The following is a 26940-nucleotide window of genomic DNA, read 5'->3' as shown; positions in this document are numbered from 1 at the left end:
TCCAACCGAAACCCCCGATACAGGGCCAAATCTGGCATTGCAAGCTGGTCCGGGCCTTGCGGCGGGAGCGTGATCCCGATTTTCGGAAGAGATCAAACGCTCCCAAGGTGTGTTGAGATTCAGGTCAGGCCGAGTCGAAAATGGTGGGTTCCGAGAACCGGAGCGGAGCGTACTTGAAGTACGTGAGCACCGGAAGCGCAGGGAACCGCCGTTTGCAGGCCGGCCTCACCTGAATATCAACACACCTTAGGAGGCGAGACGATCGACGCGGCCGGTTTCCGGATCGATACCGTATTCCTTGAGCTTGCGGTAAAGCGTCGAGCGGCCGATGCCGAGGCGGCGCGCGACTTCGCTCATCTGGCCATTGTAGTGATCGATGGCGAGCTTGATCATCTCGAGTTCGACGTCGGCCAGCGCCCGCACATTGCCGCGTTCGTCGAGCGCCCGCAGCGTGCCGAATCTGGGCTGGAGCACGGCCGGCCGATCCGGCTCGGCCAGCGGAGCGGTATCGCCGGCTGGGACCTCCTCATCGCGGAGCCCTGGAGGCGACACAAAATGAGGTGCTGTGTCGTCCGTTTCGAGATTGACGGTGCCTTCCACCTGCGCCCGGATCTGCGGAAAGTCATCGACGTCGAGCACATCGCCGTCACACAGCACCGAGGCGCGGAAGACGGCGTTTTCGAGCTGCCTTATGTTGCCGGGCCAGTCATAGGCCTGCAGCACGCCAAGCGCTGCCGCCGAAATGCCTTGCAGGCGATGGCGCGGATCGGCAGGCGCCACCTTCTCCATGAAATGCGTGACCAGATGCGGAATGTCGTCGCGGCGGTCGCGCAACGGCGGCACGAAGATCGGGTAGACGTTGAGCCGGTAGAACAGATCCTCGCGGAACTTGCCGTCCTTGACCTGCTGCAGCAGGTTGCGGTGCGTCGCCGAAATCAACCTGATGTCGACCCTGACGGTGGCGCGGCCGCCGACCGGATCGACCTCGCCGTCCTGCACGGCGCGCAGCAGCTTGACCTGGACGTCGAGCGGCAGATCACCGATCTCGTCCAGAAACAGCGTGCCCGAATGCGCCTCGACGAACTTGCCGGTGTGCTTGTCGGTGGCGCCGGTGAACGAGCCTTTCTCATGGCCGAACAGGATCGATTCGACCAGATTGTCGGGAATCGCGCCGCAATTGACGGTGACGAAGGGTTTCGAGCGGCGGTCGCCGCTGCCCTGGATGGCGCGCGCCACCAGCTCCTTGCCGACGCCGGATTCGCCTTCGATCAGGATCGGGATGTTGGATCCGGCCGCTTTCTGGCCGAGGCGGATCACCCTGTCCATGGCCGGACTGTGGGTGATCATATCCTTGAAGGTCAAAAGGCCGCCGCGCTTGCGCGACGTGCGTTTGACCTCGCCCTCGACCGCCTCGACCTTGAGCGCATTGGCGATCGACGCCTGCAGCCTGTCGGGTGAAGCCGGCTTGACGACGAAATCGAAGGCACCGTAGCGCATCGCCGACACCACGGTTTCGATGCCACCCTGGGCGGTCTGGACGATGACCGGAACGGTGATGTCGCGTTCACGCATCGCCTTCAGCACGCCGATGCCGTCGAGACCGGGCATGACCAGGTCGAGGATGACCACGCAGACGTCGCGGGCACCAGTCCCGTCAAGCACTTCGAGGCCGGCGGCACCGCCGTCGACGACGATTGCCGTGTGGCCGAACCGCGTCACCGCCGCCTCGAGCAGCCGGCGCTGCACGGGATCGTCATCGACTATGAGTATGGAACCTGTCATGACTGTCTTGAACTGCCCGCGCTCGAAATCCCCATGGATCATCTTGGCACAGGGTTCTAAATAAGGTTTCAAAAAACCCGGTGAACGAATTCCTTAGGATTTGACCGGCTTCCCTGTTCCCCCTGATTCTGCTGCTTGATTCTGACCCCATAATTCACAGAAGGTATTGTCGATGCGCATGATGTTTGGTCGGCGGCTTGCGGCACCGGCGTCCGGTCAGGGCGCGGCCGAGCTTGGCGATCTGCCGGAATGGAACCTTGCCGACCTCTATGCCGGCATGGAAGCTCCGGAACTGAAGCGTGACATCGCCAAGGCCGCCGCTGACGCGATCGCTTTCGAGACCCGTTGGAAGGGCACGCTCGCCGCCGAGGCCGGGCGCGGCGGCGCCGGCCGGCTGGGCGAGGCGCTGGTCGCTTACGAGAGGCTGGAGGAACTGATCGGCCGCATCGTCTCCTATGCCGGCCTGGTCTATGCCGGCAACACTGCCGATCCGCAGCGCGCCAAGCTCTATGGCGACATCCAGGAGAAGATGACCGACGCCAGTGCACATCTTCTGTTCTTCGCGCTCGAACTGAACCTGATCGAGGACGCCGCGATCGAAAGTGCGCTGGCCGCCGATTCCGCTTTCGGCCACTACCGGCCCTGGGTGCTCGACCTCAGAATGGACAAGCCATACCAGCTCGAGGACCGCGTCGAGCAACTTTTCCACGAGAAGTCGATCACCGGACGCGGCGCCTGGAACCGCCTGTTCGACGAGACGATGACCGACCTTCGCTTCCACATCGATGGCGAGGAATTGACGCTGGAGCCGGCCCTCAACCGCCTGCAAGATGCCGATGGCGAAGTGCGCCGCCGCGCCTCCGAAGCCTTAGCCGCGACCTTCCGCAAGAGCCTGCGCACCTTCACGCTAATCACCAACACGCTGGCCAAGGACAAGGAAATTTCCGACCGCTGGCGCGGCTTCGAGGACATTGCCGATTCCCGCCATCTCGCCAACCGTGTCGAACGCGGCGTGGTCGATGCCCTCGCCACCGCGGTGCGCGAGGCCTATCCGCGGCTGTCGCATCGCTATTACGCGATGAAGGCGCGCTGGCTCGGCATGGAGGTGATGAACCACTGGGACCGCAACGCACCGCTGCCGGAGACGCCGCAGGCGGTGATCGGCTGGGATGAGGCCCGGAACACGGTGCTGTCCGCCTATCAGCGCTTCTCGCCCGAGATGGCCGAGATCGCGCGCACCTTCTTCGACCGCAACTGGATCGACGCGCCGGTGCGCCCGGGCAAATCGCCCGGCGCCTTTGCCCATCCGACCGTGCCGTCGGCCCACCCCTATGTGCTACTCAACTACATGGGCAAGCCGCGCGACGTGATGACGCTGGCGCATGAGCTTGGCCACGGCGTGCATCAGGTGCTGGCCGCCGGCCAGGGCGCGCTGATGGCCTCGACGCCGCTGACGCTGGCCGAGACGGCGTCCGTCTTCGGCGAGATGCTGACCTTCCGCTCGCTGCTGGAGCAAACCACAGACCGACGCGAGCGCAAGGCCATGCTCGCCCAGAAGGTCGAGGACATGATCAACACGGTGGTCCGCCAGATCGCCTTCTACGAATTCGAGCGCAAGGTGCATGCCGAGCGCCGCAACGGCGAACTGACATCCGACAGGCTCGGCCAGTTCTGGCTGGAAGTGCAGGCCGAAAGCCTTGGACCTGCGATCAAATTGCGCGAGGGCTACGAAGTGTTCTGGACCTACATCCCGCACTTCATCCACTCGCCCTTCTACGTCTATGCCTATGCTTTCGGCGACTGCCTGGTGAACTCGCTCTACGCTGTCTACCAGAACGCCGAGCGCGGTTTTCAGGACAAGTATTTCGAGATGCTGCGCGCCGGCGGCACCAAGCATCATTCGCAGCTTCTGGCGCCCTTCGGGCTCGACGCTACCGATCCCGCCTTCTGGCAGATCGGGCTCGGCGTGATCAGTGGCCTGATCGACGAACTGGAATCCCTCGACAGCTTAGATGCCTCTCGCATGGGCAGAACAGTTTAGCCGGAATGCATGTTGGGATCGCACTATTCTTGCGCTAAATATTTGTTCTTGAAGAACTCTAGGCAGAAGTTTTTCCCATAGCTTTCCACAAGCTCTATGATAGCCTTCGCTCAAGCTCAGCCGGAGCGCATGCGGATCGGCGAGGGAAAATCTCAGCCGGCCGTGACGCTCAGGCGAACGCGACAACGGCCGTTGGCCTTGGGCAAGCAAAGCCGATCGCCGACAGCTCGAACCGAAGCCGGCTGTTCTGCGAACCCGCGGAACCATCATCGAGTAGTCCATCGCCGAAGGTCATGACCCACGGCAGACGGATCTGACTGGAGAGAGACAATGGGCACTTTTTTCTACGTGGTCCTGGCGTTCCTGGTAGGCGTGTTGGTTGGCTGGTTCATCTGGGGTCGCCTGCGCGGTGAACTCGACAGTCTGCGCGGCGACCTCGACCGCACCCGCAGCGAGCGCGACAGGCTGCGTGCCGACAGTGACCGGTTGACCGGCGAACTCAGTGCATGCGGCAAGACCCGCACCGACCTCGAGCGCCAGTTGCGCGAGGCGCAGGCCTCCACGGGTGGCGGAGCAAAGGCCGCCAGTCAGCCGCCGGCAGCCCTGTTGTCGACGCCGGCCGCGGCCAAGTCCGCTCCGGCGGCAACCAAGGCTACGCCTGCCAAACCCGCCGCGAAGGCAGCGCCGGCGAAAACCACCGCCGCCAAACCCGCCGCGGCCAAAACCGCCGCGACAAAGGCAGCGGCTCCAGCCAAAACCGCCGCGAGCAAACCAGCGGCCTCCACAGCCTCGGCAGCCAAGAGTTCCGCCGCGCCCAAGCCGGCAGCCGCCAAGACGGCCGCACCGGCTGCAGCCAAGCCAGCGGCGGGCAAGCCCGACAATCTGCGCCGGCTGATCGGCATCGGCCCGGTCAACGAGAAACTGCTCAAGGGGCAAGGCGTGACCACCTTCGCCCAGATCGCCGCCTGGACCCCTGCCGACATCGAGCGGATCGAGCACGCCCTGCAATTCGGCGGACGCGTCGAGCGTGAGCGCTGGGTCGAACAGGCGAAGCTGCTGGCTGCAGGCAATGAAGCGGAGTTCGCCAAGCAATTTCCGAGCGCGGGAACCTCCAGCAACACCTGAACGGTGAACCAGGACCACAGCCGGCGGCGCCATGGCGCCGCCGGTTTGTTTTGCCGGCAAGGTTGACCCAGAGGTCGGCCCAAAGGTCGGCCCAAAGGTCGGCCCAAAGGTCGGCTTTGAGGGGCAAGGTGCCGTTCCCTCGATTGCGCGCGGGCGGCCCCCCATATAGAGCGATCAACGGCTTCATTGACCGCAGCACCCGAGTCCCATGTCCCTGCCCGCCGCAATTTTCCGCAACGACGAAAGCGCGCGCCAGCTGGTTTTCGAGCGGCCGGCCGACATCATCGTGGCGCATGGGGCCCGGGATTTCCGGCCGGCGCTGGAGGCAGCGCAGGCCGCGCACGACGCCGGCAAGTGGCTGGCCGGCTATTTCTCCTACGAGGCCGGTTATCTGCTCGAACCGAAACTCGTTCCCTTGCTGCCGAAGGGACGTCGCGCGCCGCTCATCTGCCTCGGCGTCTTCGATGCTCCGGCCGAAGAAGCGGTGCCGCCGCGCAATGCAGCGGCGACCAACGGCCCGATCTTCGATGCAAGGGCAGCCTGGTCGTTCGAGGACTACGAAAAACGCTTCTCGCGACTGCACCAACACATCAGGCAAGGCGATTGCTACCAGGGCAACCTGACCTTTCCGGTGCAGGCGCAATGGTCCGGCGATCCGCTTGCCGCTTTCGACGCGCTGACCGAGCGCCAACCGGTGAAGTACGGCGCGCTGGTCGCGCTCGGTGACCCGATCGTGCTGTCGCGCTCGCCCGAACTGTTCTTCGAGATCAATGCCGCGGGGATGATCGAGACGCATCCGATGAAAGGCACTGCACCGCGCGGCGCGACCAAGGCAGAGGACGAGCGGCAGAAGAATTTCCTGCGCAATGACGAGAAGAACCAAGCCGAGAACCGGATGATCGTCGACCTCCTGCGCAACGACATCTCGCTGATCAGCGAGGTCGGCACGCTGGAAGTGCCGGAACTGTTTCGCATCGAGAGCTACCCGACCGTCCACCAGATGGTGAGCGACGTCAGGGCGAAGCTGCTGCCGGGCCTCACCATCCGCCAGGTCTTTGCCGCGCTGTTTCCCTGCGGCTCGATCACCGGCGCGCCAAAGATCCGCGCCATGGAGATCCTGCACGATCTGGAGGGCACGCCGCGCGACGTCTATTGCGGCGCCATCGGCTGGATCGCACCCGGCGGCACGATGCGCTTTTCCGTGGCGATCCGCACCATCTCGCTCTTTGCCAGCGGCGAGGCCGTCTACAATGTCGGCGGCGGCATCGTCTTCGATTCGACGCCTGAGGAGGAGTATCAGGAGTGTCTGCTCAAAGCCCGCTTCGCGACGGGGACACCGCCGATTTCGAGTTGATCGAGACCATGCGCTGGCAGCCCGAGACGGGCTTCCTGCGCTTCGATCGTCACCTTGCACGCCTCTATGGCTCGGCGGCGGAGCTTGGCTTTGCCTGCGATCCGCAGAGAGTGGGCGCCTTGCTGGGCAAGGCGGTCGATGGCTGTCGAACCGCCATGCGCACGCGGCTCGCTTTGGCGCGCAACGGCGAAGCGACGGCCTCGGCACAACCCTACGAACCGCTCGCCGCCGACAAGGTCTGGATATTGCGGCTGGCGCGGACGCGGCTCGATTCGGGCAATATGCTGCTGCGCCACAAGACCAGCCGGCGCCAGCTCTACACCCATGCCCGTTCCGAATATCTCGTCACCCAGGCCGACGAGGTGATCCTGGCCAATGAGCGCGGCGAAATCTGCGAAGGCACCATCACCAATATCTTCGCCGATTTCGGCAACGGCGTGCTGGCAACGCCCCGGCTCGATTGCGGCCTGCTGCCTGGCGTATTGCGCGCCGCGCTTCTGGATGAAGGCCGCGCCCAGGAAGCGATCTACAGGTATGACGATCTGAAGTCGGCCAAGGCACTCTTTGTCGGCAATTCGCTGCGCGGCCTGATTCCCGCAAGGCTGGTGTGACCAGGAGAACGCCATGTTCGTCGTTTCGCTGAATTACAAGGTGCCTCTGACCGAGATCGACCGCTTGCAGGCGGCGCATATCGAATGGCTGAAGGCCTGCTATGCGGAGGGCGTCTTCATCGCCTCCGGGCCGAAGAAACCGCGGACCGGCGGCCTCATAATCGCGCAATGCCCGCGCGAGATCCTCGACGCCAGGCTGGCTGCCGACCCCTTCGCCAAGGCAGGCGCCGCGGACTACGAAGTCACCGAATTCCTGGCCAGAATGACCGCCACCGGTCTCGACGCTTTCAAGGAAGCATGAGCTTGGCCAAGGCCCTGCCCACCCACACCCCTTATGATGGCTCGTCGAAGCTGTTCAACATCGGGCTGAAGCCGCTTGAGCCGGCGAACTGGATCGAGGTCGACGGCCATCTGCTGCCCTATCTGGCCGAGAAGCGTCGACTCTACGGCGAAATCCCGGAGCGGGTTTTCGTCGAGGAAGATGGCACGCGCGACGCCCAGCGGGAAGTGCTCGACTTGCTCGGCGCCTATCTTCCGGAGCGATTTCCGGACACCCATCACCGCACCGATGTGGGCAACGAGGTGGTGGGCGCCGCGAACCACCCTGCTTTGCCTCCGGGTCTTGCCGACGCGCCGCTGGTCGCGGCCTCGCTGCTGGTCCAGGAAGACCTGATCCTGATGCGCCGCGACGACAGCGGCTGGCGGCTGGCCGCCGGTTCGCTGTGCTTTCCCTCGTCCTGGTCGCTCACCGAAAAGTTCGGCAAGCCGCTGCAGCAGATCCACGAGCCCGTGCCGGGCTTCGGTCCGGGCACGCGTCCCGCCGAACTGATCAACCGCATGTTCGACGGCCTGCAGGGCCAGGCGGTCGAGCGCTTCAACTGGTCGATCCAGGCCGACAATGCGCTCTATCATCCACTGTCCAATGTCGAGCGCATCGACCGCGCCACCAACCGGCCGACACGCTTCCCCGACGGCGACGTCAACACGCATGCCTTTATCCGCGTCGAACGCCAGACGCTCCGCAAGCTGCCGTCCTCACGCGACATCCTGTTCACCATCCGCATCCATCTCGACCCGCTCGCCGTGCTGGAGCTGCACCCTGACCGGGCGAAGCTCGCAATGTCTTTCGCTGCCCAACTCGAAGCGCTCGATCTCGACCAGCTCGACTACAAGGGCCTGACATCGGACCGCGACCGGCTGATCAAACGATTGAAGACAATGGCCGGCTGAAGCGCCTACAGGCTGCCCGCCAGGAAATCGACGAATGTCCTTGCCCTGACGCTGGCCTTGCGTCCGGCCGGAAACAGCGCCCACAGTTCAACAGGCGGCAGCGCCCAGTCGACCAGGATCGGCCGCACGGCGCCGCTGCGCAGTTCCGCGTCGAACATCCATTCGGAGCCGACCGTGAAGCCGATGCCGGCAACGACTGCCTCACGCACCCCTTCGGCGGAAGTCACGCGCAACCGCCCCTGCCCGGCAAGCGAAACCTCTTCGGCGCCTCGCCGGAACGTCCAGCGATTGGAAACACCTGACTGGACGAAAAGGATCGCCTCGTGCCGCGACAGCTCATCCGGCGCCATGGGTTCGCCCTCGCGCGCAAGGTAGGAGGGTGTCGCCACCACGAGACGACGACAGGTGGCGATCTTGCGCCCGACATGGGCGGCGGCGAAGCTTTCACCCAAACGCAGCATGACATCCACCCCTTCCTCGACGAGGTCGACATTCCTGTCGTCCATAGCCACCTCGACGTCGAGCCTCGGGTGAGCGTCCAGGAAGGCTTTCAGCCTCGGCACGACATGCAGGCGGCCGAAGGTTACCGACGTACCTATGCGCAGCAGGCCGGTGAGTGCCGCCGCCGCGCCCCGCGCCGCGTTCTCGGCTTCGTCCGCTTCGTCGACCGCGCGTTTGGCGCCTTCATAGAAGCTGAGGCCGGCATCGGTCGGTGATAGACCTCGGGTGGTGCGCGACAGCAGGCGAACGCCGAGCCGTTCCTCAAGTTGCGCGATGGCCTTCGAGACGGCTGGCTGCCCGACGCGCAAATGCCGCGCGGCCGCCGAGAACGAGCCGGTTTCGATGACCCTTATAAAGGTGCTCATCGCCATGAGCCTGTCCATCTATTCCACCTCGGAATTAGTTATATGGTGATATTCACTCTACCTGACCCGTTTGGGAATAGCCAATTGGCGGATTGTCATATCCATCCAGCCATTCGGAGAACCAAAATGGGCAAGCTCAACAACAAGGTCGCCATCGTCACCGGCGCCGCGCGCGGCATCGGTGCGGGCATCGCCAAGCGGCTGGCGGCGGAAGGCGCCGCCGTCGTCGTCAACTACGCCACCAGCCATGAGGCCGCCGAACGCACGGTGAAGGAGATCGTCGCCAGCGGCGGCAAGGCGACCGCGGTTCAGGGCGACGTGGCCGAGGCCGCCGATGTCGAAAAGATGTTCGAGGCTGCGAGGATCACATTCGGCAAGCCAAGCATTCTGGTCAACAACGCTGCCACGGCAGTCTTCGGCACCTTCGAGGAAGCGAGCGAGGCGGACTATCGCCGGTTGTTCGACACCAACGTGCTGGGCACCATCCTGACCACCAAGGCGGCGATGCGGCACTTTCCCGAGAGCGGCGGCAGCATCGTCAACATCGGCACGATCTCGAGCTGGAACCCGGTGCCAAACACCAGCCTCTATTCCGCCAGCAAGGCGGCGATCGACACGCTGACGCTTAGCTTGTCGAGAGAACTCGGAGCCCGCAACATCCGTGTCAACATCGTGGCGCCTGGCTATACCCATACCGAAATGACCGAGGGCATGGTTGGCACCGATTTCGGCAATATGCTGATCGCCGGTGTCCCGCTTGGCCAGCGCTTCGGCAAGCCGGATGACATCGCCCCGACAGTGGCCTTCCTCGCCTCGGACGAGGCGGCGTGGCTGACCGGCGAGCGCATCAGCGCGTCCGGCGGCGCTCGCTGATACGACGCCGGCTCAACATCCGCCATCGGGCAGGCCATGGCCTCCCGGTGGCATCGCCGAGCACCTCAACAGCGGCGTTCCCAGGCGTTTCGCTGCTTTTCCCTTTATTGTGACAATGATCTATGGTTTGTCGCGCCGCGGCCAAGCGGCTGTTCCGGAGTGTTTTTTGAGGAGTGCTCGATAAAATGGCGAATGAAAACTGGCCCGTTTACGGTGAGATCACCGGCCCTGTGGTGATGATCGGCTTCGGCTCGATCGGACGGGGAACGCTGCCGCTCATCGAACGCCATTTCAAGTTCGACAAGTCGCGCATGACGGTCCTCGACCCACGCGACACCGACCGCAAGCTGCTCGACGAGCGCGGCATCGCCTTCGTCCAGGAAGCGGTGACCGAGAAGAACTACAAGAAGCTTCTGACGCCGCTTTTGACCAATGGCGGCGGCCAGGGCTTTTGCGTCAATTTGTCGGTCGATACCGGCTCGGTGGACCTGATGCGGCTCTGCCGCAAGCTCGGCGTGCTCTACATCGATACCGTCGTCGAGCCCTGGCTCGGCTTCTATTTCGACGCCAAGGCCGACAATGCCAGCCGCACCAACTATGCGCTGCGCGAGGCGATGATCAAGGAGAAGCACGACAAACCAGGCGGCGCCACCGCCGTCTCCACCTGCGGTGCCAATCCCGGCATGGTCTCGTGGTTCGTCAAGCAGGCGCTGGTCAACCTCGCCACAGATCTTGGCCTTGAGTTCTCGGAGCCGGCGCAGGAAGACCGCGAGGGCTGGGCGAAACTGATGAAGAAGGCCGGCGTCAAGGGCATCCATATCGCCGAGCGCGACACCCAGCGTACCAAGAAGCCGAAGCCGATGGATGTGTTCTGGAACACCTGGTCGGTCGAGGGCTTCATCTCCGAGGGCCTGCAGCCGGCCGAACTCGGCTGGGGCACGCATGAGAAGTGGATGCCGAAGAACGCCAAGAAGCACAAGCACGGCTCCAAGGCCGCGATCTATCTGGAGCAACCCGGCGCCAACACGCGCGTGCGCTCATGGTGCCCGACGCCGGGCCCGCAATACGGCCTGCTGGTGACGCATAACGAGGCGATCTCGATCGCCGATTTCTTCACCGTGCGCTCCAAGAAGGGCAAGGTGCAGTACCGGCCAACCTGCCACTATGCCTACCATCCCTGCAACGACGCGATGCTGTCGCTGGATGAGATGTTCGGCGCTGCCGGCAAGCCTCAGCCGGTGCACCACGTGCTCGACGAGAATGAACTCGTCGACGGCGTCGACGAGCTCGGCGTCCTGCTCTACGGCCACGACAAGAATGCCTACTGGTACGGCTCGCACCTCTCGCTCGCCGAGGCGCGCAAGCTGGCGCCCTATCAGAACGCCACCGGTATGCAGGTCACCTCGGCGGTTCTGGCCGGCATGGTCTGGGCTCTGGAAAACCCGGATGCCGGCATCGTCGAGGCCGACGAGATGGACTACAAGCGCTGCCTGGAAGTGCAGTCGCCCTATCTCGGACCGGTCGAAGGCCATTACACCGACTGGACGCCGCTCGACAGGCGCCCGGGGCTCTTCCCGGAGGACCTCGACCGCAGCGACCCGTGGCAATTCCGCAACATCCTCGTCCGATAGCACCCTGCGCACCATGCGCCATTGCCTTGCAATCGCCCGGAAATCGGGCGATTGAAGAGATGCGGCCTGGGGCAGCGTGCGTCTTGCGGGACGTCCGCCCGTTCCAGCACTTTGGACGTTCGCCTCGTGCCTGCCAAAATCGAAACCGATTTTTGGGCCGATGCGTTTGGAGAGGATTTCAGATGACTATTGCGCGCAAAGTTCTTTCGATGGGCGTGGCGGGTTCCTTTGCCATGATGCTCGCTGCCTGCACGACCAGCGGTCCTGACCAGCCGCCGATGGCAGCCGCGCCGAAAGGCGTCGAGGGCTCGTGGATCGATGCCAAGGGCACCGGCCTGTCGACCTTCACCGGTGGAAAGTTCACGACCGTCGCCACCGACACCGGCCAGAAGCTTGCCGACGGCAGCTACACGATGACCGGCGCCACATCGGTCGAGATCAACGGGACGTCGCTGATCCGCCAGACACCGGTCAGCTTCAACTGCCTGCTGATCTCCACCAGCCAGCTGAACTGCACCAGTTCGTCCGGCCAGAATTTTGTCCTGACGCGACGCGCCTGAACCGGCGAACATCGGACTCATCAAGGACGGCGGCCACAGGCCGCCGTCCTTTTTGCGCCGGCAAATCCCCCGGGTTCTTCGTCAGAAATACCCCGGATTTTGCACTCGCAAATATCCCCGGTTTTGCCCTTGCACATACAGGTGGCATTTCCGCTTGCGTCAGCCGGAACGCGATGGGAACATGGTCAAAACGCTGGCTGTTATATCCCAGTCAAGCACAGGCATTAAACGCCTCTGATCAGCCTACCGGGAGACGAAGATGAAGAAGCTTGCCGCTATTGCCGCCCTGTCCGTATCGACGCTTGGCCTGTCGGCCGGCGCATCCTTTGCCGACTACACATTGAACATTTTGCATTTCAACGATTGGCACAGCCGCATCGAGGGCAACAACAAATACGAGTCGACCTGTTCGGCCGACGAGGAGACCAAGGGCGAATGCATCGGTGGCGCCGGCCGGTTGATCACGGCGATCGCCCAGGAACGCAAGAAGTTCGAAGGGCAGAACGTGCTGCTGCTCAATGCGGGCGACAGCTTCCAGGGCTCGCTGTTCTACACCACCTACAAGGGCACCGTGGAAGAGGAATTCCTCAATCAGATCAAACCCGACGCGGTGACGCTCGGCAACCACGAGTTCGACGACGGCGAGAGCGCGCTGGTGCCTTACCTCGACAAGGCGAAGTTCCCGATCGTCAGTGCCAATGTCGTGCCCAACGACAAGTCCGGCGCAGCCGGCAAGATCAAGCCGTCGATCGTCGTGGAAGTCGGCGGACAGAAGATCGGCATTGTCGGCGCCGTCACCAACGACACGCCCGAACTCGCTTCACCCGGCCCCAACATCGCCATCGCGGACGACGTCAAGTCGATCACCGCGGAAGTCGAGAAGCTCAAGGCGCAAGGCGTCAACAAGATCATCGCGGTGACCCATATCGGCTATAACAGGGAGCGCGATATCATCGCCAAGATCCCGGGCATCGACGTCGTCGTCGGCGGCCACAGCCATACGCTCTTGTCGAACACCGATCCAAAGGCGGCGGGGCCTTATCCGACGATGGTCGACAATCCCGGCGGCTACAAGGTACCGGTGGTGCAGGCGGCCTCCTATTCGAAATATCTCGGCGAGTTCAAGGTGGTGTTCGACGACAATGGCGTCGTCAAATCGGCGAGCGGCGACCCGATCTTTCTCGACAAGTCGATCACGCCGGATCCTGCCGTGCTCGCCCGCATCAAGGAACTCGGCGCGCCGATCGAGGCTCTGAAGAACAAGGAAGTGGCCGAGACCACCGATGTCATCGACGGCAGCCGCGAGAATTGCCGCGCCAGGGAATGCGCGATGGGCAACCTCGTCTCCGACGCCATACTCGACCGCGTCAAGGGACAGGGCGTCGAGATCGTCATCTCCAATGGCGGCGGCCTGCGCGCCTCGATCGACAAGGGCACCGTCACCATGGGTGAGGTGCTGACCGTGCTCCCGTTCCAGAACACGCTGGCGACCTTCCAGATTTCCGGCAAGGACCTGGTCGCCGGTCTCGAGGGCGGTCTCAGCCAGATCGAGGACGGCGCCGGCCGCTTCCCGCAAGTCGCCGGCCTGAAGTACGCCTTCGACAAGTCGGTCGCGCCCAATGCCGGCCGCGTCAAGTCGGTCGAGGTGATGGAGAACGGAGCCTGGGCGCCGATCAAGCCCGACAAGGACTATCTCGTCGCCACCAACAATTATGTCCGCCAGGGCGGCGACGGCTACAAGATCTTCGCCGAAAAGGCCAAGAACGCTTACGACTACGGCCCCGGTCTCGAACAGGTCGTCGCCGACTATCTCGGCGCCCACCGGCCCTACACGCCGAAGCTCGACGGCCGCATCACCGAGATCGCCGCGACTGTCGCGGCGGCCCCCGCCGCCGAGCCCGCCAAACCGACCGAACCGGCAAAGCCGGCCGAGACAGCGCCGGCAACCCCGACGCCCGCACCGGCCGAGGCAGCCAAACCGGCTGAACCGGCGAAGCCCGCTGAACCAGCACCTGCACCAGCCGAACCCGCGAAGCCTGCAGAACCGGCAAAGCCCGCCGAACCAGCACCTGCGCCGGCAGAACCCGCCAAGCCCGCAGAACCGGCAAAGCCCGCAGAAGCAGCACCTGCGCCGGCAGAACCCGCCAAGCCTGCCGAACCGGCAAAGCCCGCTGAAACCGCACCCGCCACGGGCAGTCATGTCATCGTCACCGGCGATACCTACTGGGATCTGGCCAAGAGGGCCTATGGCGACGCGACCAAGTGGAAGCTGATCTATGAAGCCAACAAGGGTCAACGGCCGCATCGGCTTATGCCTGGCGCGACGCTGACCATCCCGGCGAAGTAAAGTCACTTCGTCTGTTTCGACATCAAGCCCGTCCGGGAAACCGGGCGGGCTTTGCATTTTCAAGCTAAGGTGCGGCCAGACGCTGCATTGAAAACCGGCGCGCCATCGCTAGTTTCACGCCGTGTCCGGAGAACCCTTATGACGCTTTCCACTCCTGTCGATCTCAAAGCCGCGAAGGCCCTCGGCCCACGGCCGGCCGGGCACCCGCCGGTCAAGTCCGGCAAGGTCGGTGTCATGCTGGTCAATCTCGGCACGCCTGACGGCACCGACTTCAAGCCGATGTGGCGGTATCTCAGGGAATTCCTGTCCGATCCGCGCGTCATCGAGCTCAACAGGGCGGTCTGGTATCCGATTCTGTACGGCCTGGTGCTCACCACGCGGCCGAAGAAGTCCGGCGCCAACTACGCCCGGATCTGGAACCGGGAGAAGAACGAGTCGCCGCTGCGCACCTACACGCGCGCACAGAGCGAGAAGCTGGCCGAGGCGCTGCGCGACCTGCCGATGTCGTCGTCGACTGGGCGATGCGCTACGGCAACCCTTCGACCGCGAGCGTCGCCGAAAGACTGGTCGCGCAAGGCTGCGACCGCATTCTTTCGTTCCCTCTCTATCCGCAATATTCGGCGACCACCACGGCAACCGCCAACGACCAGCTGTTTCGCGCCTTGATGAAGATGCGGGCCGCACCGGCTATCCGCAGCGTGCCGCCTTACTATGACGAGCCCGTCTATATCGAGGCGCTGGCGCGTTCGATCGAGCAGAACCTCGTAACGCTGGATTTCGAGCCGGAAGTGGTCCTCGCCTCATACCACGGCATCCCAAGGCCCTACTTCGAAAAGGGCGATCCCTATCATTGCCACTGCCTCAAGACGACGCGGCTGTTGCGCGACAGGCTCGGCTGGGACGAGAAGAAGCTGATCACCACCTTCCAGTCGCGCTTCGGCGCGCAGGAATGGCTGCAGCCTTACACCGACAAGACCGTCGAAAAACTGGGCAAGGACGGGGTGAAATCCATAGCCATCGTCAATCCCGGTTTTTCCGTCGACTGCATCGAGACGCTGGACGAAATCGGTCGCGAGGCGGCCGAGACTTTTCATCACGCTGGCGGCAAGAACTTCGCCCACATCCCTTGCCTGAACGACAGCGCCGAGGGCATGGCGGTGATCGAGGCGATGGTGCGGCGCGAACTGTTAGGTTGGGTCTGACACCGGAACAACGGCCACTCCGGGGCGTTGAGGCGCACCTTCCGGAGAACTTGATGCCCCGCAAACTCGACCTCAGAACTGGCCGGCCCGTCTGGTCCGCCTATCGCGCCCCTGCCGTGCCGACGGATAGCCTGACCCGGGACGTCAAGACCGACGTGCTGATCATCGGCATGGGCATCAGCGGCGCCATGATGGCAGAGGCGCTGACAGCGGACGGTCATGCCGTGATCTGCATCGACCGGCGCGGGCCGCTGAAAGGCTCGACCGCCGCGACCACGGCGCTGGTGCAATTCGAAATCGACCAGCCGCTTTCAACGCTCTCAAAGATGATCGGCAAGACCAAGGCACAGCAGGCCTGGCGACGCTCACGGCTCGCCGTTTCCAACCTGGCTGGCCGGATCGAGGATCTCGCAATCGAGTGTCGCCTGCGCCCCACCCAGTCGCTTTATCTGGCCGGCACGGTGCTCGGCCCGGCGGAACTGCGCGATGAAGCCGAAGCGCGGCGTCAAGCGGGCATTGCCGCCGCCTATCTGACGCCGCAGCCGCTGGCGGAGACATTCGGCATCGACCGCGGCGGCGGCATCCTCAGCCATGACAATATAGCGCTCGACCCGCGCAAGCTGACGGCCGGACTGCTGCTCAAGGCGCTGGAACGCAAGGCGCGTTTTTACACGCCCGTTGAAGCGACAGGGATCAAGGACAGTGCCGACGAGGTGGTCGTGACAACGAAGGATGGCCCGACCATCGTGGCACGGCATGTTGTCCTGGCCACCGGCTACGAACTGGTCGACATCGTGCCGGCCACCGCCCACCGGATCATCTCGACCTGGGCGATCGCGACACGCCCGCAACCGCGAAAACTCTGGCCGGGTGCTGCGTTTATCTGGGAGGCGTCAGACCCCTACCTGTACATGCGCGCGACGGCCGACGGCCGCGTCATCTGCGGCGGCGAGGACGAGGATTTTGTCGACGAGACAAGGCGCGACGAGCTGATCGCCGACAAGAGTGCCCGTATTGCCGAAAAACTCGGCCGGCTATTCCCACATCTCGACGTCAGTCCTGAGTTCGCCTGGACCGGTTCCTTCGGCACCACGTCCACCGGACTGCCCTATATCGGCGCCATTCCCAGGCACCCGCGCATTCATGCAGTCATGGGTTACGGTGGCAATGGCATCACCTTCTCGCGTGTCGCTTCCGAAATTATTTCGGCCTCGATAAAAGGACTCGCCGACGCGGATGCAGAGATCTTCACTTTCAACCGCTGAGTGCAGACCCAGAAACAATCCATCATCACCTGATTGTAACGCATCTGAAACACACTTAAGTCTTTGGTGAAGTCGGCTGCGCGGGAATGGCTCTCGCGGCCTGCTTCTGAGGGAGAGCCAAATGGATTTCAGTGGTTTCGATATTGCGGTCATTGTTCTTGTCGCGCTTGTCGTACTGGTGCTTTTCAAAGGCATCAAGACAGTTCCGCAAGGCTACAACTATACCGTCGAACGCTTTGGTCGTTACACCAGGACACTGAGCCCCGGTCTCAACATCATTACGCCCTTCGTCGACCGCATCGGCGCCAAGATGAACATGATGGAACAGGTGCTCGACGTTCCGAGCCAGGAGATCATCACCCGCGACAACGCCATCGTCGGTGTCGACGGCATCGCCTTCTACCAGATCCTCAATGCGGCACAGGCCGCCTATCAGGTTGCCGGCCTGCAGAACGCCATCCTCAACCTGACGATGACCAACATCCGTACCGTGATGGGTTCGATGGACCTCGATGAGCTGTTGTCCAACCGCGACGCCATCAATGAGCGTCTGCTGCGCGTCGTCGACGAGGCGGCGCATCCGTGGGGCATCAAGATCACCCGCGTCGAGATCAAGGACATCAACCCGCCGGCCAACCTCATCGAATCGATGGGCCGCCAGATGACCGCCGAGCGCAACAAGCGTGCGCAGATCCTGGCCGCCGAAGGCCTCAAGCAGTCGCAGATCCTCGAAGCCGAGGGCCGCAAGGAAGCCGCCTTCCGCGACGCCGAGGCACGCGAACGCTCCGCTGAGGCCGAAGCCCGCGCGACCCAGGTGGTGTCGGAAGCGATTTCCAAGGGCGACGTGCAGGCGCTGAACTACTTCGTCGCGCTGAAATACACCGAAGCTCTTGGCAGGATCGGCACCGCCACCAACAGCAAGATCGTGCTGATGCCGTTCGAGGCATCGTCGCTGATCGGCTCGCTCGGCGGCATCGGCGAAATCGCCAAGGAGGTCTTCCGCAGCGAAGGCACGACCGGTGCGCAGCGCCAGTCCGCCCGCCCGCCGGTCGTGCGTCCGACCGATAATTGAAGTCTCCAACAGAGGAGAACACCATGATCGATCGTGTCATTTCCGAACTCGGCCCGTGGAGCTGGATGGTTCTGGGCTTTGTCCTGCTGGTGATGGAAATCATCGCCCCCGGCATCTTCATGCTGTGGATCGGCATCGCCGCGCTCATCATCGGCGCGGTGTCGCTGCTGATCTGGGACGCGGCGATCTGGACCTGGCAGGTCCAGGTTCTCGCTTTCCTGGCGCTGTCGCTGGTCTCGGCCTATGTCGGCAAGAGATTGGTCGGCAGCCGCAATGATCCGACCGACCAGCCGCTGCTCAACCGGCGCGGCGCCCAGATGGTCGGCCGCATGGCGACACTTGCCGAACCGATCGCCAACGGCCGCGGCCGCATCAAGCTCGGCGACACGCTATGGCGCGTCTCCGGCCGGACCTGCCGGCAGGCACGCAGGTGCGCGTGACGAGTGCGGCGGATACCGATCTGGAACTGACGGTGGAACGGGTCTGAATTTTCACAGCACACACTGCACGGCGGCGAGGTGTATTGAGATTCAGGTCAGGCCGAGCCGAAAGCGATGGGGTCGCCCTTGCGACGAGCGGAGCGTACTTAAGTACGTGAGCACAGTTCTATTGCGACGCAATAGAACGGGGAGGCGCAGAAAGCCGCCGTTCGCAGGCCGGCCTCACCTGAATATCAATGCACCTCAGGCTGCGCCGATGCGCAGCAGGTCATGGAAATGCACCACGCCGAGCGGCACATTGTTCCTGGTCACCACCAGCGCGCCGATATTGTGCTCGTTGAGCAGCGCGATCGCCGTGCCGGCAAGCGTCTGCGGGTCGACCGTCTTGGGCGTGCGGGTCATCACCTCGTCGACGATGACGTCGGCCAGGTGGCGGTGCAAATTGCGCGCGACATCGCCGTCGGTGATAATGCCGGCCAATTCGCCATTTGTGTCGACGATCAGAACGCAGCCGACCTTCTTCTGTGACAGCGTCATCACCGCTTCCGGCATCTTGGTGCCGAGAAGCGCCAGCGGAATCTGGTCGCCGACCCGCATGATCTCGGAGACCAGCGTCAGGTTGGCGCCGAGCTGGCCGCCGGGATGGAAGGTGCGGAAATGGTCCGGCGTGAAGCCGCGCGCCTCGAGCAGCGCGATCGCCAGCGCATCGCCGATGACCAGCTGCAGTAATGTCGATGTCGTCGGCGCCAGGCCGTGCGGGCAGGCCTCCGGGGTGCGCGGCAAAAGCAGCACGACGTCGGCCGCACGCGCCAGCGCCGATGTCTCCCCAGCGGTTATGGCGATAAGCGGAATGGAGAAGCGCCTGGAATAGGCGATGATGCCCTTGAGCTCGAGGCTTTCGCCCGACCACGACATGGCGATGATGGCATCGTCCTTGGCGATCATGCCGAGATCGCCATGGTTGGCCTCGACGGGATGGACGAAGAAGGCCGGTGTGCCGGTCGAAGCCAGCGTCGCTGCGATCTTCGAGCCGATATGGCCGCTTTTGCCGACGCCGGTGACGATCAGCCGGCCTTCGATGTTCGAGATCATGTCGACGGCCTGCGCGAAAGGCGCGGCCAGTCCGTTCTCGAGGGCTTCGGCCAGGGCGGCGATCCCGGCCTGCTCGGTTGCCACCGTTCTCAGTGCCGAATCAATCGACGCTTGCCTGTCCAGGGGCTTCTTATCGAGGGATTTCGCGTGCATGGGTGATGCGATTAGCGCTTTGCCGCCCGCCTGTCCAACAGAAATGGCTGTGACGCCCAGTGGGCAGAGACCTCGGACGCGCCACTCGATCCCGCAAACAGCAGCTCTTTAACCGGGCGAACGATCGACGCCTCAACCCTCCGTTAACCATCCCCATTTACGGTTCGGTAAGTATGGCGCGCACAGCGCCGCGCAAGCAGTGGTGGCGATGTCCGGGGCCCAGCCAGAAAAATCAAGAGGACGACAGGGCAAGGCAGTATGTGCCTTGCTGCTGGCGACCAGCATCTTTGCGCTGGCGCGCCCGATGCCGCTCCATGCCCAGGAAACGGAGCTGCGCGGAGAAGTGTCCGAATCGGCGATCCTGTCCGACCAGCAGCGCAAGGCAAGGCAGCTCGCTCTTGCCGCCCAGGGCCAGCAGGCGCCGGGTAATGCCGCGCAGGACGATACGCCGGCGCGCACCTATTTGCCGGCCAGCGCCGGCGCCGTCCCCGACGACACGGGCACCGATGCCGCCACTGGCAGCATCTTCGATCCACCGCAGGCGACCGACGACACCTCCACCGACACTCCGACGCCGCCCAAGCCTCGCCGCCGCCCATCGAGCGCCGGGCAGAACGCGACGGATCAGGACAAGGCCAAAGCGGGCACCAAGACGGCCGACAAATCGAAAAAGAAGAGAAAAACGACGGCTGCAACCACCGACACCACCGCTTCAACGACGGCCTCCACGACGGACGCTGCCGCTACGACCGATACGGATGAGGAGACGGCCAACCGCCGTGCCCTCACCGTCGACAGCGCCGACAGGCAGAAGCTCGACCCCGGCGCCGAGCGCACCGCCGCCATCGAAGGCCAGAACAAGAAGGCCGAAGAGGATCCGTTCGCGCCCAACGGCGTCAAATGGGGCTCCTTCGTCATCCGGCCGTCGATCGAACAAGGGCTGACCGCCACCACGAATGGCGATTCGAGCAGTGCCGGGACATCGGCGCTGCTGTCGGAGACAGCGCTTCGCTTTACCGCCGTTTCCGACTGGCGCGAAAACTCGGCCACCATCGACGGCTATGGCCTGTTCCGCGAAACCCTGTCGGGCTACCGGGTTCACAATGCGCAGGGCCGCATCGAAGGCCAGCTCAATGTCGACCTCGACAACGAGCTGCGCGCCATCGCCAAGCTCGGCTATGAAGCCGTACCGGAGACGGCGTCATCACCCAATGCCATTGCCGGCGTCAGCACGCAGCCGCTGCGGCAGACGATCGACGGCAGCCTCGGCGTCGAAAAGCACATCGGCAAGATGCAGTACACGCTGACCGGCGCGGTCTCGCACGACTTCTATGGCGACGCCGAGCTTTCGGACGGCACCACGCTGTCGCAGAAGGATCAGGACAACACACTTTACACAGCGACATTGCGCACCGGCTACGAAATCTCCCCGGCCCTCACCCCGTTCACCGAAATCGAGGTCGGCCGCCGGGCCTATGATCAGCGCATCGACAATGAAGGCTTCGAGCGCTCCTCGACGCGGCTCGGCGCTCGCGCCGGCGTGCAACTCGACATGGGCGAGAAACTGTCGGGTGAATTCTCGGCCGGCTGGCTGCGGGAAGCGATCGATGACAAGAGCCTGGAGGCGATTTCAGGCGCCACCGTCAACGCCGACCTCAAATGGTCGCCGGAGCGCGGCACCACGATCGGCCTGACCGGCAAGACCACCGTCGAGACCACGACCACATCAGGGGAAAGCGGCGACATCCTCTATTCCGGCCGCCTGACCGGTGAACGCCAGATCCGCGCCAATCTTACCGCAAATGCGGCGCTCGGCCTCGACTGGCGCCACTATGTCGGCATCGATGGCCATGACAGGATCTTGAGCGCCGAGACCGGGCTGACCTGGTGGCTGAACCGCTATGCCGGCCTCACCACAAGGGTGAGAACCGAGAAGCTGACCAGCAATCTGCCCGGCCGCGACTACACCGCCAACAGCATCTATCTCGGCCTGAAAGTGCAGCGCTGAGGTGCTTGCGCACCAACACCAAGGATATGTTGAGATTCAGGTCAGGCCGCGCCGAGAATGGTGGGTTCCGAGAACCGGAGCGGAGCGTACTTAAAGTACGTGAGCACCGGAAGCGCAGGAAGCCGGCATTCGCAGGCCGGCCTCACCTGAATATCGGCATATCCTAAAAAGCCGCGCCGCGGCGCTGTGACGGCTTCATCTCGTCGAGAAGCGTTCGGATGACACCGGCCATGTTCTCGTTCATGTCGCTGCGCCACAGCGCGAAAGCGACATTGGCCTCGACGAAGCCTTCGGGCGAACCGCAGTCGAAGGTGCGGCCCTGATAGTGGTAGCCGTAAAAAGCCTGCTGCTTTTCCAGCTTCAGCATCGCGTCGGTGAGCTGGATCTCATTGCCGGCGCCCTTTTCCTGGCCTTCGAGTATCTTGAAGATCTCGGGCTGCAGGATGTAGCGGCCGTTGATGTAGAGGTTGGAGGGCGCCGTGCCGGTCTTCGGCTTCTCCACCATCTCGGTGATGCGGAAGCCGTGATGCGTGTCCTCGCCGCGGCCGACAATGCCGTATTTGTGAGCCTCTGCCGGGTCGCATTCCTGCACGGCAATGATGTTGTTGCCGGTTTCCTCGTAGAGCTCGACCATCGACTTCATGCAGCTCTTTTCCGACTGCATGATCATGTCGGGCAGCAGAAGCGCGAACGGCTCGTCGCCGACCAGTTCGCGCGCGCACCAGACGGCATGGCCGAGCCCCATCGGCACCTGCTGGCGGGTGAAGCTGGTCTGTCCCGGCGCCGGCTGCAGCCGCTGCAGGCGGGCAAGCTGCTCGTCCTTACCGCGCTGTGCCAGCGTGTCATAGAGCTCGAACTGGATATCGAAATGGTCCTCGATGACCGCCTTGTTGCGGCCGGTCACGAAAATGAAATGCTCGATACCGGCCTCGCGCGCCTCATCCACCACATACTGGATGACCGGCCGGTCGACGACGGTCAGCATTTCCTTGGGAACAGCCTTGGTGGCCGGGAGGAACCGCGTGCCGAGACCGGCGACCGGGAAAACTGCTTTGCGAACTCTCTTCATGCTTTCAATTATCCGTTTGCTGGCCGGCTCCGCAATCCCCGTCTCGCGACATTTTCACGCCGGAATTGAAGATTACTGGGGCGGGCGAGGGAAACTTCCACCGGTTAAAGCATCGAGGGTGTCTTTTCGTTCCAGGCGACACCTATGGTAAACTAATTCCTAACCCGGTTCGGCGATGAATGGTCTTTCCTGAGACAGAGAAGGAGGAAAACATGTCCGTTCGCAATGCCGCAAAACGTTTCACCAGCGTCATGACGGCCGCCAGCCTCTCGCTCGCTCTGCTGATGCCTGCCGGACCCGCCTTCGCCGACGCCGGTTTCCGGCAATGGGTCGCAGGCTTCCGCGCCACCGCTGTCGCGGGCGGCGTTTCCGGCGCTGTCTACGACCAGGCTTTCCGGGACATCAAAGAGCCCGATCCGGTGGTGCTGGAAAAGGCACGCACGCAGCCCGAATTCACCGCACCCGCCTGGGACTATTTCGACAACCGCGTCCATGACCAGTCCGTCGCCGTCGGGCAGCAGATGGCGAAAAAGTGGAAGCCGTGGCTGGACAAGATCGAGGCGCGCTTCGGCGTCGACCGCTACATTCTGCTCGCCATCTGGTCGATGGAATCGAACTATGGCGAGATCCTCAAGCGCGACGACATCATGCGCAACGTCATCCGTTCGCTGGCCACTTTGGGCTATGGCGACCCGAAGCGGTCCAAATATGCCCGCACCCAGCTGGTCGCGGCCCTGAAGATCCTGCAGACCGGCGACATCGATGAAAGCCACCTGATGGGCTCCTGGGCCGGCGCCATGGGCCAGACCCAGTTCATCCCCACCAGCTACCAGCACTATGCCGTCGACATGGATGGCAATGGCAAGCGCGACATCTGGAATTCCATTCCCGATGCGCTGGCGACATCAGCCAATCTGTTGAAGAAGAACGGCTGGCAGGCCGGCAAGACCTGGGGTTACGAGGTCACGCTGCCGGCCGGCAAACTGCCCGCCGGATCGAAGACGCTGGCACAATGGCAGGCGCTCGGCGTCGTCAGAGCCAGCGGCAAGCCGTTCAAGACCCTCACTGACAAGGCGACGCTGAAAGTGCCGGATGGCCGTGGCGGGCCGGCCTTCCTGATGGTCAGGAATTTCTCGGTCATCAAGGCCTACAACAATGCCGACAAATATGCGCTGGCGGTTGGCCTTCTTGCCGACGAGATCGCCGGTGGCAGCGGCCTTGTCCAGGATTGGCAGCGGCCTTTCACCAAGCTGACCTTCGAGGAAAGGCAGGAGCTGCAGAAGCGGCTTTCACAGCACGGGCTTTATGACGGCAAGTTCGACGGCAAGATCGGTGACGGCACGAAAACCGCCATCATGACCTACCAGGCAAAGGTCGGCTTGACCCAGGACGGCTATCCGAGCATGGAAGTGCTCAAATGGCTCAGACAAAAATAGAGCCTGTTATGGACTAGGGAGGAATGTTTGGTCTGGGCTAGGCGCATTGGGACGTTCGTTCGTCGCATGCCGGTGCTTGTCCTGGCCATCGCCGTGCTCGCTATTGCCGTGGCGGGCACCTTCCAGGTGCCGGCCATGGCGCAGGAGCAGCCGCAGCAAAATCGTGGCTGGTCTTTGCGCGATCTTCTATTCCCGCGCCGCAGCGAACGCGTCGAGCCGCCGCTCGACATTCAGAAGGCAAAGCCGAAGCCTCGCAAACCCCGGGTGCCACGTGCGCCGGTCGAACCACAAGTGCCGATAGTTGAGAAGGCGCCGGACGCCCGCACTGTCCTGGTGGTCGGCGACTTCATGGCGTCCGGTCTCGCCGAAGGCCTGGACACCGCCTTTGCCGACAACCCGGCCGTCAGGATCGTCGTCCGCTCCAATGGTTCATCCGGCTTTGTGCGCGATGATTTCTACAACTGGCCAGAACAGATCAAATCGCTGATCGAGACCGAGAAACCGGCCGCTGTGGTCGTCATGCTCGGCTCCAACGATCGCCAGCAGATGAAAGTGGGCGATGTGCGCGAGCAGCCCCGGTCGGAGAACTGGACCAAGGAATATGAGCGCCGCACCGACGAACTCGGCAAGGCCATCGCCACCGCGAAGGTGCCTTTCCTGTGGGTCGGCATGCCGGCATTCCGGGTGCCGAAGATGACGTCCGACATGCTGGCCTTCAACGACATCTACCACAAAGCCGCCGAAAGCCATGGCGGCGAATTCGTCGATGTCTGGGACGGCTTCGTCGACGAGAACGGCGCCTTCATCACCACCGGCCCCGACATGAACGGCCAGCCGGTGCGGCTGCGCGCCGATGACGGCATCAACGTCTCGAAGGCCGGCAAGCGCAAGCTTGCCTTCTACACCGAAAAGCCGCTGATGAAGATACTGGGCCTGGCCGCGCCCGGCAGCGTGGCCCCGGCCACAGCACCGGCAGGCGCGCCGGTCGAAGCGCCGGCGCCTGCCGCCGCACCCATTGTCATCGACCGCACCGTACCGATGCTGCTCAGCGATCCGGCACTCGACGGTGGCACCGAACTGCTCGGCGCCGCCCCGCCGGTAAAAGCCAATCCGGCTCTCCCTGGGGAAAAACTGGTGATCGAAGGCAAGGCGCCGGAGGCTTCACCCGGACGCGCCGACGATTTCTCCTGGCCACCGAAGGCCGAGCCGCCGGCGACAGCCGCAGCGACCGACACGACGACGGCGATCACCCCTTAACGCGGCAGGACGCTCGTCCCCATCAACGCCTCGTCGATCGAGCGTGCCGCCTGGCGGCCTTCGCGGATCGCCCAGACAACCAGCGACTGGCCACGGCGCACGTCGCCCGCCGCATAGAGCCTGTCGACGCTGGTCTTGTAGTCGCGGTCATTGGCCTCGACATTCCGGGAGCGGCGGCTGTCGGTGGTGATTTTCATCTCACCCTCAAGTTCCTTCGCCACGCCGGCTGCGGCCGGTCCGGCAAAGCCGATGGCGATGAAGGCGAGATCGGCACGGATGACGAATTCGGTGCCGGCGATCGGCTTGCGCTTCTCGTCGACCTCGCAGCACTTGACGCCGGTCAGCTGGCCTTCTTCGCCGATGAATTCGAGCGTCGCCACCTGGAATTCGCGCTCCGCACCCTCGGCCTGCGAGGACGAGGTGCGCATCTTGGTCGCCCAATAGGGCCAGACGGCGAGCTTGTCTTCCTTCTCGGGCGGCTGCGGGCGGATGTCGAGCTGGGTGACGCGCACCGCACCCTGGCGGAAGGCGGTGCCGACGCAGTCGGAGGCGGTATCGCCGCCACCGACGACGACGACATGCTGCCCGCCGGCAATGATCGGATGCGACGGCCACGCCACCGACTGGATCGGCTCGCCGCCGACGCGGCGGTTCTGCTGCACCAGATAGGGCATGGCGTCATGCACGCCGCCGAGATCGTCGCCCGGAATGTTGGCCGCGCGCGGCGTCTCCGAGCCGCCGCAATAGAGCACGGCATCATGTTCGGCGAGCAGTTCGGCGACGGGCTTGTCGACACCGACATTGACGCCGCAATGGAAGGTCACGCCCTCGCCCTGCATCTGCTCGATGCGCCGGTCGATATAGTGCTTTTCGATCTTGAAGTCGGGGATGCCGTAACGCATCAGCCCGCCCGGGCGGCTCTCGCGCTCATAGACGTGGACGTCGTGGCCGGCGCGGCCGAGCTGCTGGGCGGCGGCCATGCCGGCCGGGCCGGAGCCGATGATGGCGACCCGCTTTCCGGTCTTCTTCTCCGGCGGATAGGGCCTGATATGGCCGGTCTCGTAAGCCTTGTCGGCAATCGCCTGCTCGACCGTCTTGATGGCGACCGGAATGTCCTCGAGGTTCAGCGTGCAGGCTTCCTCGCAGGGCGCGGGGCAGATGCGGCCGGTGAACTCCGGGAAATTGTTGGTCGAGTGCAGGTTGCGGATCGCGTTGTCCCAGTCCCTGTTATAGACGAGGTCGTTCCAGTCGGGGATCTGGTTGTGGATCGGGCAGCCTGTCGGCCCGTGACAGAACGGGATGCCGCAATCCATGCAGCGCGCGGCCTGTTTCTCGACCTCCTTGTCCGACATAGGCAGCGTGAACTCGCGGAAGTGCCGGATGCGGTCGGAGGCCGGCTGGTACTTGTGCACCTGCCGGTCGATTTCGAGAAAGCCTGTTACCTTGCCCATAGTCCAGTTCCTGCTGTCCAGATGGTGCGGTTTTCGCCGCACCCGTTAACCTCTTGAGGCAGCCATGGCAAGCTT

General features: G+C 63.6%; 20 protein-coding genes and 2 pseudogenes. 17 read left to right on the top strand and 5 right to left on the bottom strand.

Annotation, left to right across the window (positions count from 1 at the left end; genetic code table 11):
* Positions 1-246: 246 nt before the first annotated feature.
* On the bottom strand, positions 247-1782 hold the full coding sequence (locus AC0V8S_RS11005; protein WP_475437682.1) for a sigma-54-dependent transcriptional regulator: 1536 nt from the start codon (positions 1780-1782) through the stop codon (positions 247-249).
* 172 nt (positions 1783-1954) lie between these two features.
* On the opposite strand from AC0V8S_RS11005, the gene AC0V8S_RS11000 reads away from it, so the two are divergent.
* The 6 genes from AC0V8S_RS11000 (at position 1955) to AC0V8S_RS10975 (ending at position 8143) form a co-directional block, all read left to right on the top strand.
* Positions 1955-3823 (top strand): M3 family oligoendopeptidase, encoded by a 1869-nt coding sequence (locus AC0V8S_RS11000; RefSeq protein WP_183462853.1) that lies wholly within the window; start codon positions 1955-1957, stop codon positions 3821-3823.
* Between the two features lie 330 nt (positions 3824-4153).
* On the top strand, positions 4154-4948 hold the full coding sequence (locus tag AC0V8S_RS10995; protein ID WP_475437681.1) for a proton-conducting membrane transporter: 795 nt from the start codon (positions 4154-4156) through the stop codon (positions 4946-4948).
* 208 nt (positions 4949-5156) lie between these two features.
* Positions 5157-6302, top strand: a complete 1146-nt coding sequence (locus AC0V8S_RS10990; protein ID WP_183462856.1) for an aminodeoxychorismate synthase component I — start codon at positions 5157-5159, stop codon at positions 6300-6302.
* Positions 6251-6913 carry an aminotransferase class IV family protein gene (locus AC0V8S_RS10985; RefSeq protein ID WP_183462858.1) on the top strand — a complete coding sequence of 221 codons (663 nt, stop codon included), beginning with the start codon at positions 6251-6253 and terminating at the stop codon, positions 6911-6913. The genes AC0V8S_RS10990 and AC0V8S_RS10985 overlap by 52 nt, the downstream gene beginning before the upstream one ends.
* Before the next feature lie 13 nt (positions 6914-6926).
* Positions 6927-7214, top strand: a complete 288-nt coding sequence (locus tag AC0V8S_RS10980) for a YciI family protein (RefSeq protein ID WP_183462860.1) — start codon at positions 6927-6929, stop codon at positions 7212-7214.
* Complete coding sequence (locus AC0V8S_RS10975; protein ID WP_475437680.1) at positions 7211-8143, top strand: heme-dependent oxidative N-demethylase family protein; 933 nt, start codon at positions 7211-7213, stop codon at positions 8141-8143. The genes AC0V8S_RS10980 and AC0V8S_RS10975 overlap by 4 nt, the downstream gene beginning before the upstream one ends.
* 5 nt (positions 8144-8148) lie before the next feature.
* Here the strand turns inward: AC0V8S_RS10975 and AC0V8S_RS10970 are convergent, their stop codons facing one another.
* Entirely contained in the window at positions 8149-9027 is an 879-nt protein-coding gene (locus tag AC0V8S_RS10970) for a LysR family transcriptional regulator (RefSeq protein WP_475437679.1), read from the bottom strand.
* Positions 9028-9135: 108 nt separating this feature from the next.
* Here AC0V8S_RS10970 and AC0V8S_RS10965 point away from each other — a divergent pair, with 108 nt between their 5' ends.
* The 8 genes and pseudogenes from AC0V8S_RS10965 to AC0V8S_RS10930 all read left to right on the top strand — a co-directional run bounded on the left by AC0V8S_RS10965 (position 9136) and on the right by AC0V8S_RS10930 (position 18446).
* Complete coding sequence (locus AC0V8S_RS10965) at positions 9136-9882, top strand: SDR family NAD(P)-dependent oxidoreductase (protein ID WP_475437678.1); 747 nt, start codon at positions 9136-9138, stop codon at positions 9880-9882.
* Positions 9883-10067: 185 nt separating this feature from the next.
* On the top strand, positions 10068-11513 hold the full coding sequence (locus AC0V8S_RS10960) for a homospermidine synthase (RefSeq protein ID WP_183462868.1): 1446 nt from the start codon (positions 10068-10070) through the stop codon (positions 11511-11513).
* 182 nt (positions 11514-11695) lie between these two features.
* Positions 11696-12073 (top strand): outer membrane lipoprotein Omp10, encoded by a 378-nt coding sequence (omp10, locus tag AC0V8S_RS10955; protein WP_095199393.1) that lies wholly within the window; start codon positions 11696-11698, stop codon positions 12071-12073.
* A 259-nt stretch (positions 12074-12332) separates the two neighbouring features.
* Complete coding sequence (locus tag AC0V8S_RS10950; RefSeq protein WP_475437677.1) at positions 12333-14420, top strand: 5'-nucleotidase C-terminal domain-containing protein; 2088 nt, start codon at positions 12333-12335, stop codon at positions 14418-14420.
* Positions 14421-14558: 138 nt separating this feature from the next.
* Positions 14559-15622 (top strand): annotated as a pseudogene (hemH, locus tag AC0V8S_RS10945) (ferrochelatase).
* Between the two features lie 53 nt (positions 15623-15675).
* A complete protein-coding gene (locus AC0V8S_RS10940) occupies positions 15676-16887 on the top strand; it encodes an NAD(P)/FAD-dependent oxidoreductase (protein WP_475437676.1) in 1212 nt (403 codons plus the stop codon).
* Between the two features lie 121 nt (positions 16888-17008).
* On the top strand, positions 17009-17959 hold the full coding sequence (locus tag AC0V8S_RS10935; protein ID WP_258581632.1) for an SPFH domain-containing protein: 951 nt from the start codon (positions 17009-17011) through the stop codon (positions 17957-17959).
* 23 nt (positions 17960-17982) lie between these two features.
* Positions 17983-18446, top strand: a pseudogene (locus AC0V8S_RS10930) (NfeD family protein).
* Between the two features lie 196 nt (positions 18447-18642).
* On the opposite strand, the gene AC0V8S_RS10925 reads toward AC0V8S_RS10930, so the two are convergent.
* Complete coding sequence (locus tag AC0V8S_RS10925; protein ID WP_475437675.1) at positions 18643-19644, bottom strand: KpsF/GutQ family sugar-phosphate isomerase; 1002 nt, start codon at positions 19642-19644, stop codon at positions 18643-18645.
* A gap of 208 nt (positions 19645-19852) precedes the next feature.
* Between AC0V8S_RS10925 and AC0V8S_RS10920 the strand changes: the two genes are divergently transcribed.
* Entirely contained in the window at positions 19853-21652 is a 1800-nt protein-coding gene (locus AC0V8S_RS10920) for an outer membrane beta-barrel protein (protein WP_475437674.1), read from the top strand.
* 163 nt (positions 21653-21815) lie between these two features.
* Here AC0V8S_RS10920 and galU read toward each other — a convergent pair whose 3' ends face one another.
* Positions 21816-22721 carry a UTP--glucose-1-phosphate uridylyltransferase GalU gene (galU, locus tag AC0V8S_RS10915; RefSeq protein WP_095199400.1) on the bottom strand — a complete coding sequence of 302 codons (906 nt, stop codon included), beginning with the start codon at positions 22719-22721 and terminating at the stop codon, positions 21816-21818.
* 212 nt (positions 22722-22933) lie between these two features.
* On the opposite strand from galU, the gene AC0V8S_RS10910 reads away from it, so the two are divergent.
* Entirely contained in the window at positions 22934-24157 is a 1224-nt protein-coding gene (locus tag AC0V8S_RS10910) for a lytic murein transglycosylase (protein WP_475437673.1), read from the top strand.
* A gap of 27 nt (positions 24158-24184) precedes the next feature.
* Positions 24185-25414 carry an SGNH/GDSL hydrolase family protein gene (locus AC0V8S_RS10905; RefSeq protein WP_475437672.1) on the top strand — a complete coding sequence of 410 codons (1230 nt, stop codon included), beginning with the start codon at positions 24185-24187 and terminating at the stop codon, positions 25412-25414.
* Here the strand turns inward: AC0V8S_RS10905 and AC0V8S_RS10900 are convergent.
* A complete protein-coding gene (locus AC0V8S_RS10900) occupies positions 25411-26865 on the bottom strand; it encodes a glutamate synthase subunit beta (RefSeq protein WP_475437671.1) in 1455 nt (484 codons plus the stop codon). The genes AC0V8S_RS10905 and AC0V8S_RS10900 overlap by 4 nt on opposite strands.
* Between the last annotated feature and the right edge of the window lie 75 nt (positions 26866-26940).

The organism is Mesorhizobium oxytropidicola (genome assembly GCF_056174625.1).
The sequence above is the reverse complement of the archived record's forward strand: the minus strand, read 5'-3'. Positions and strand labels throughout refer to the sequence as shown.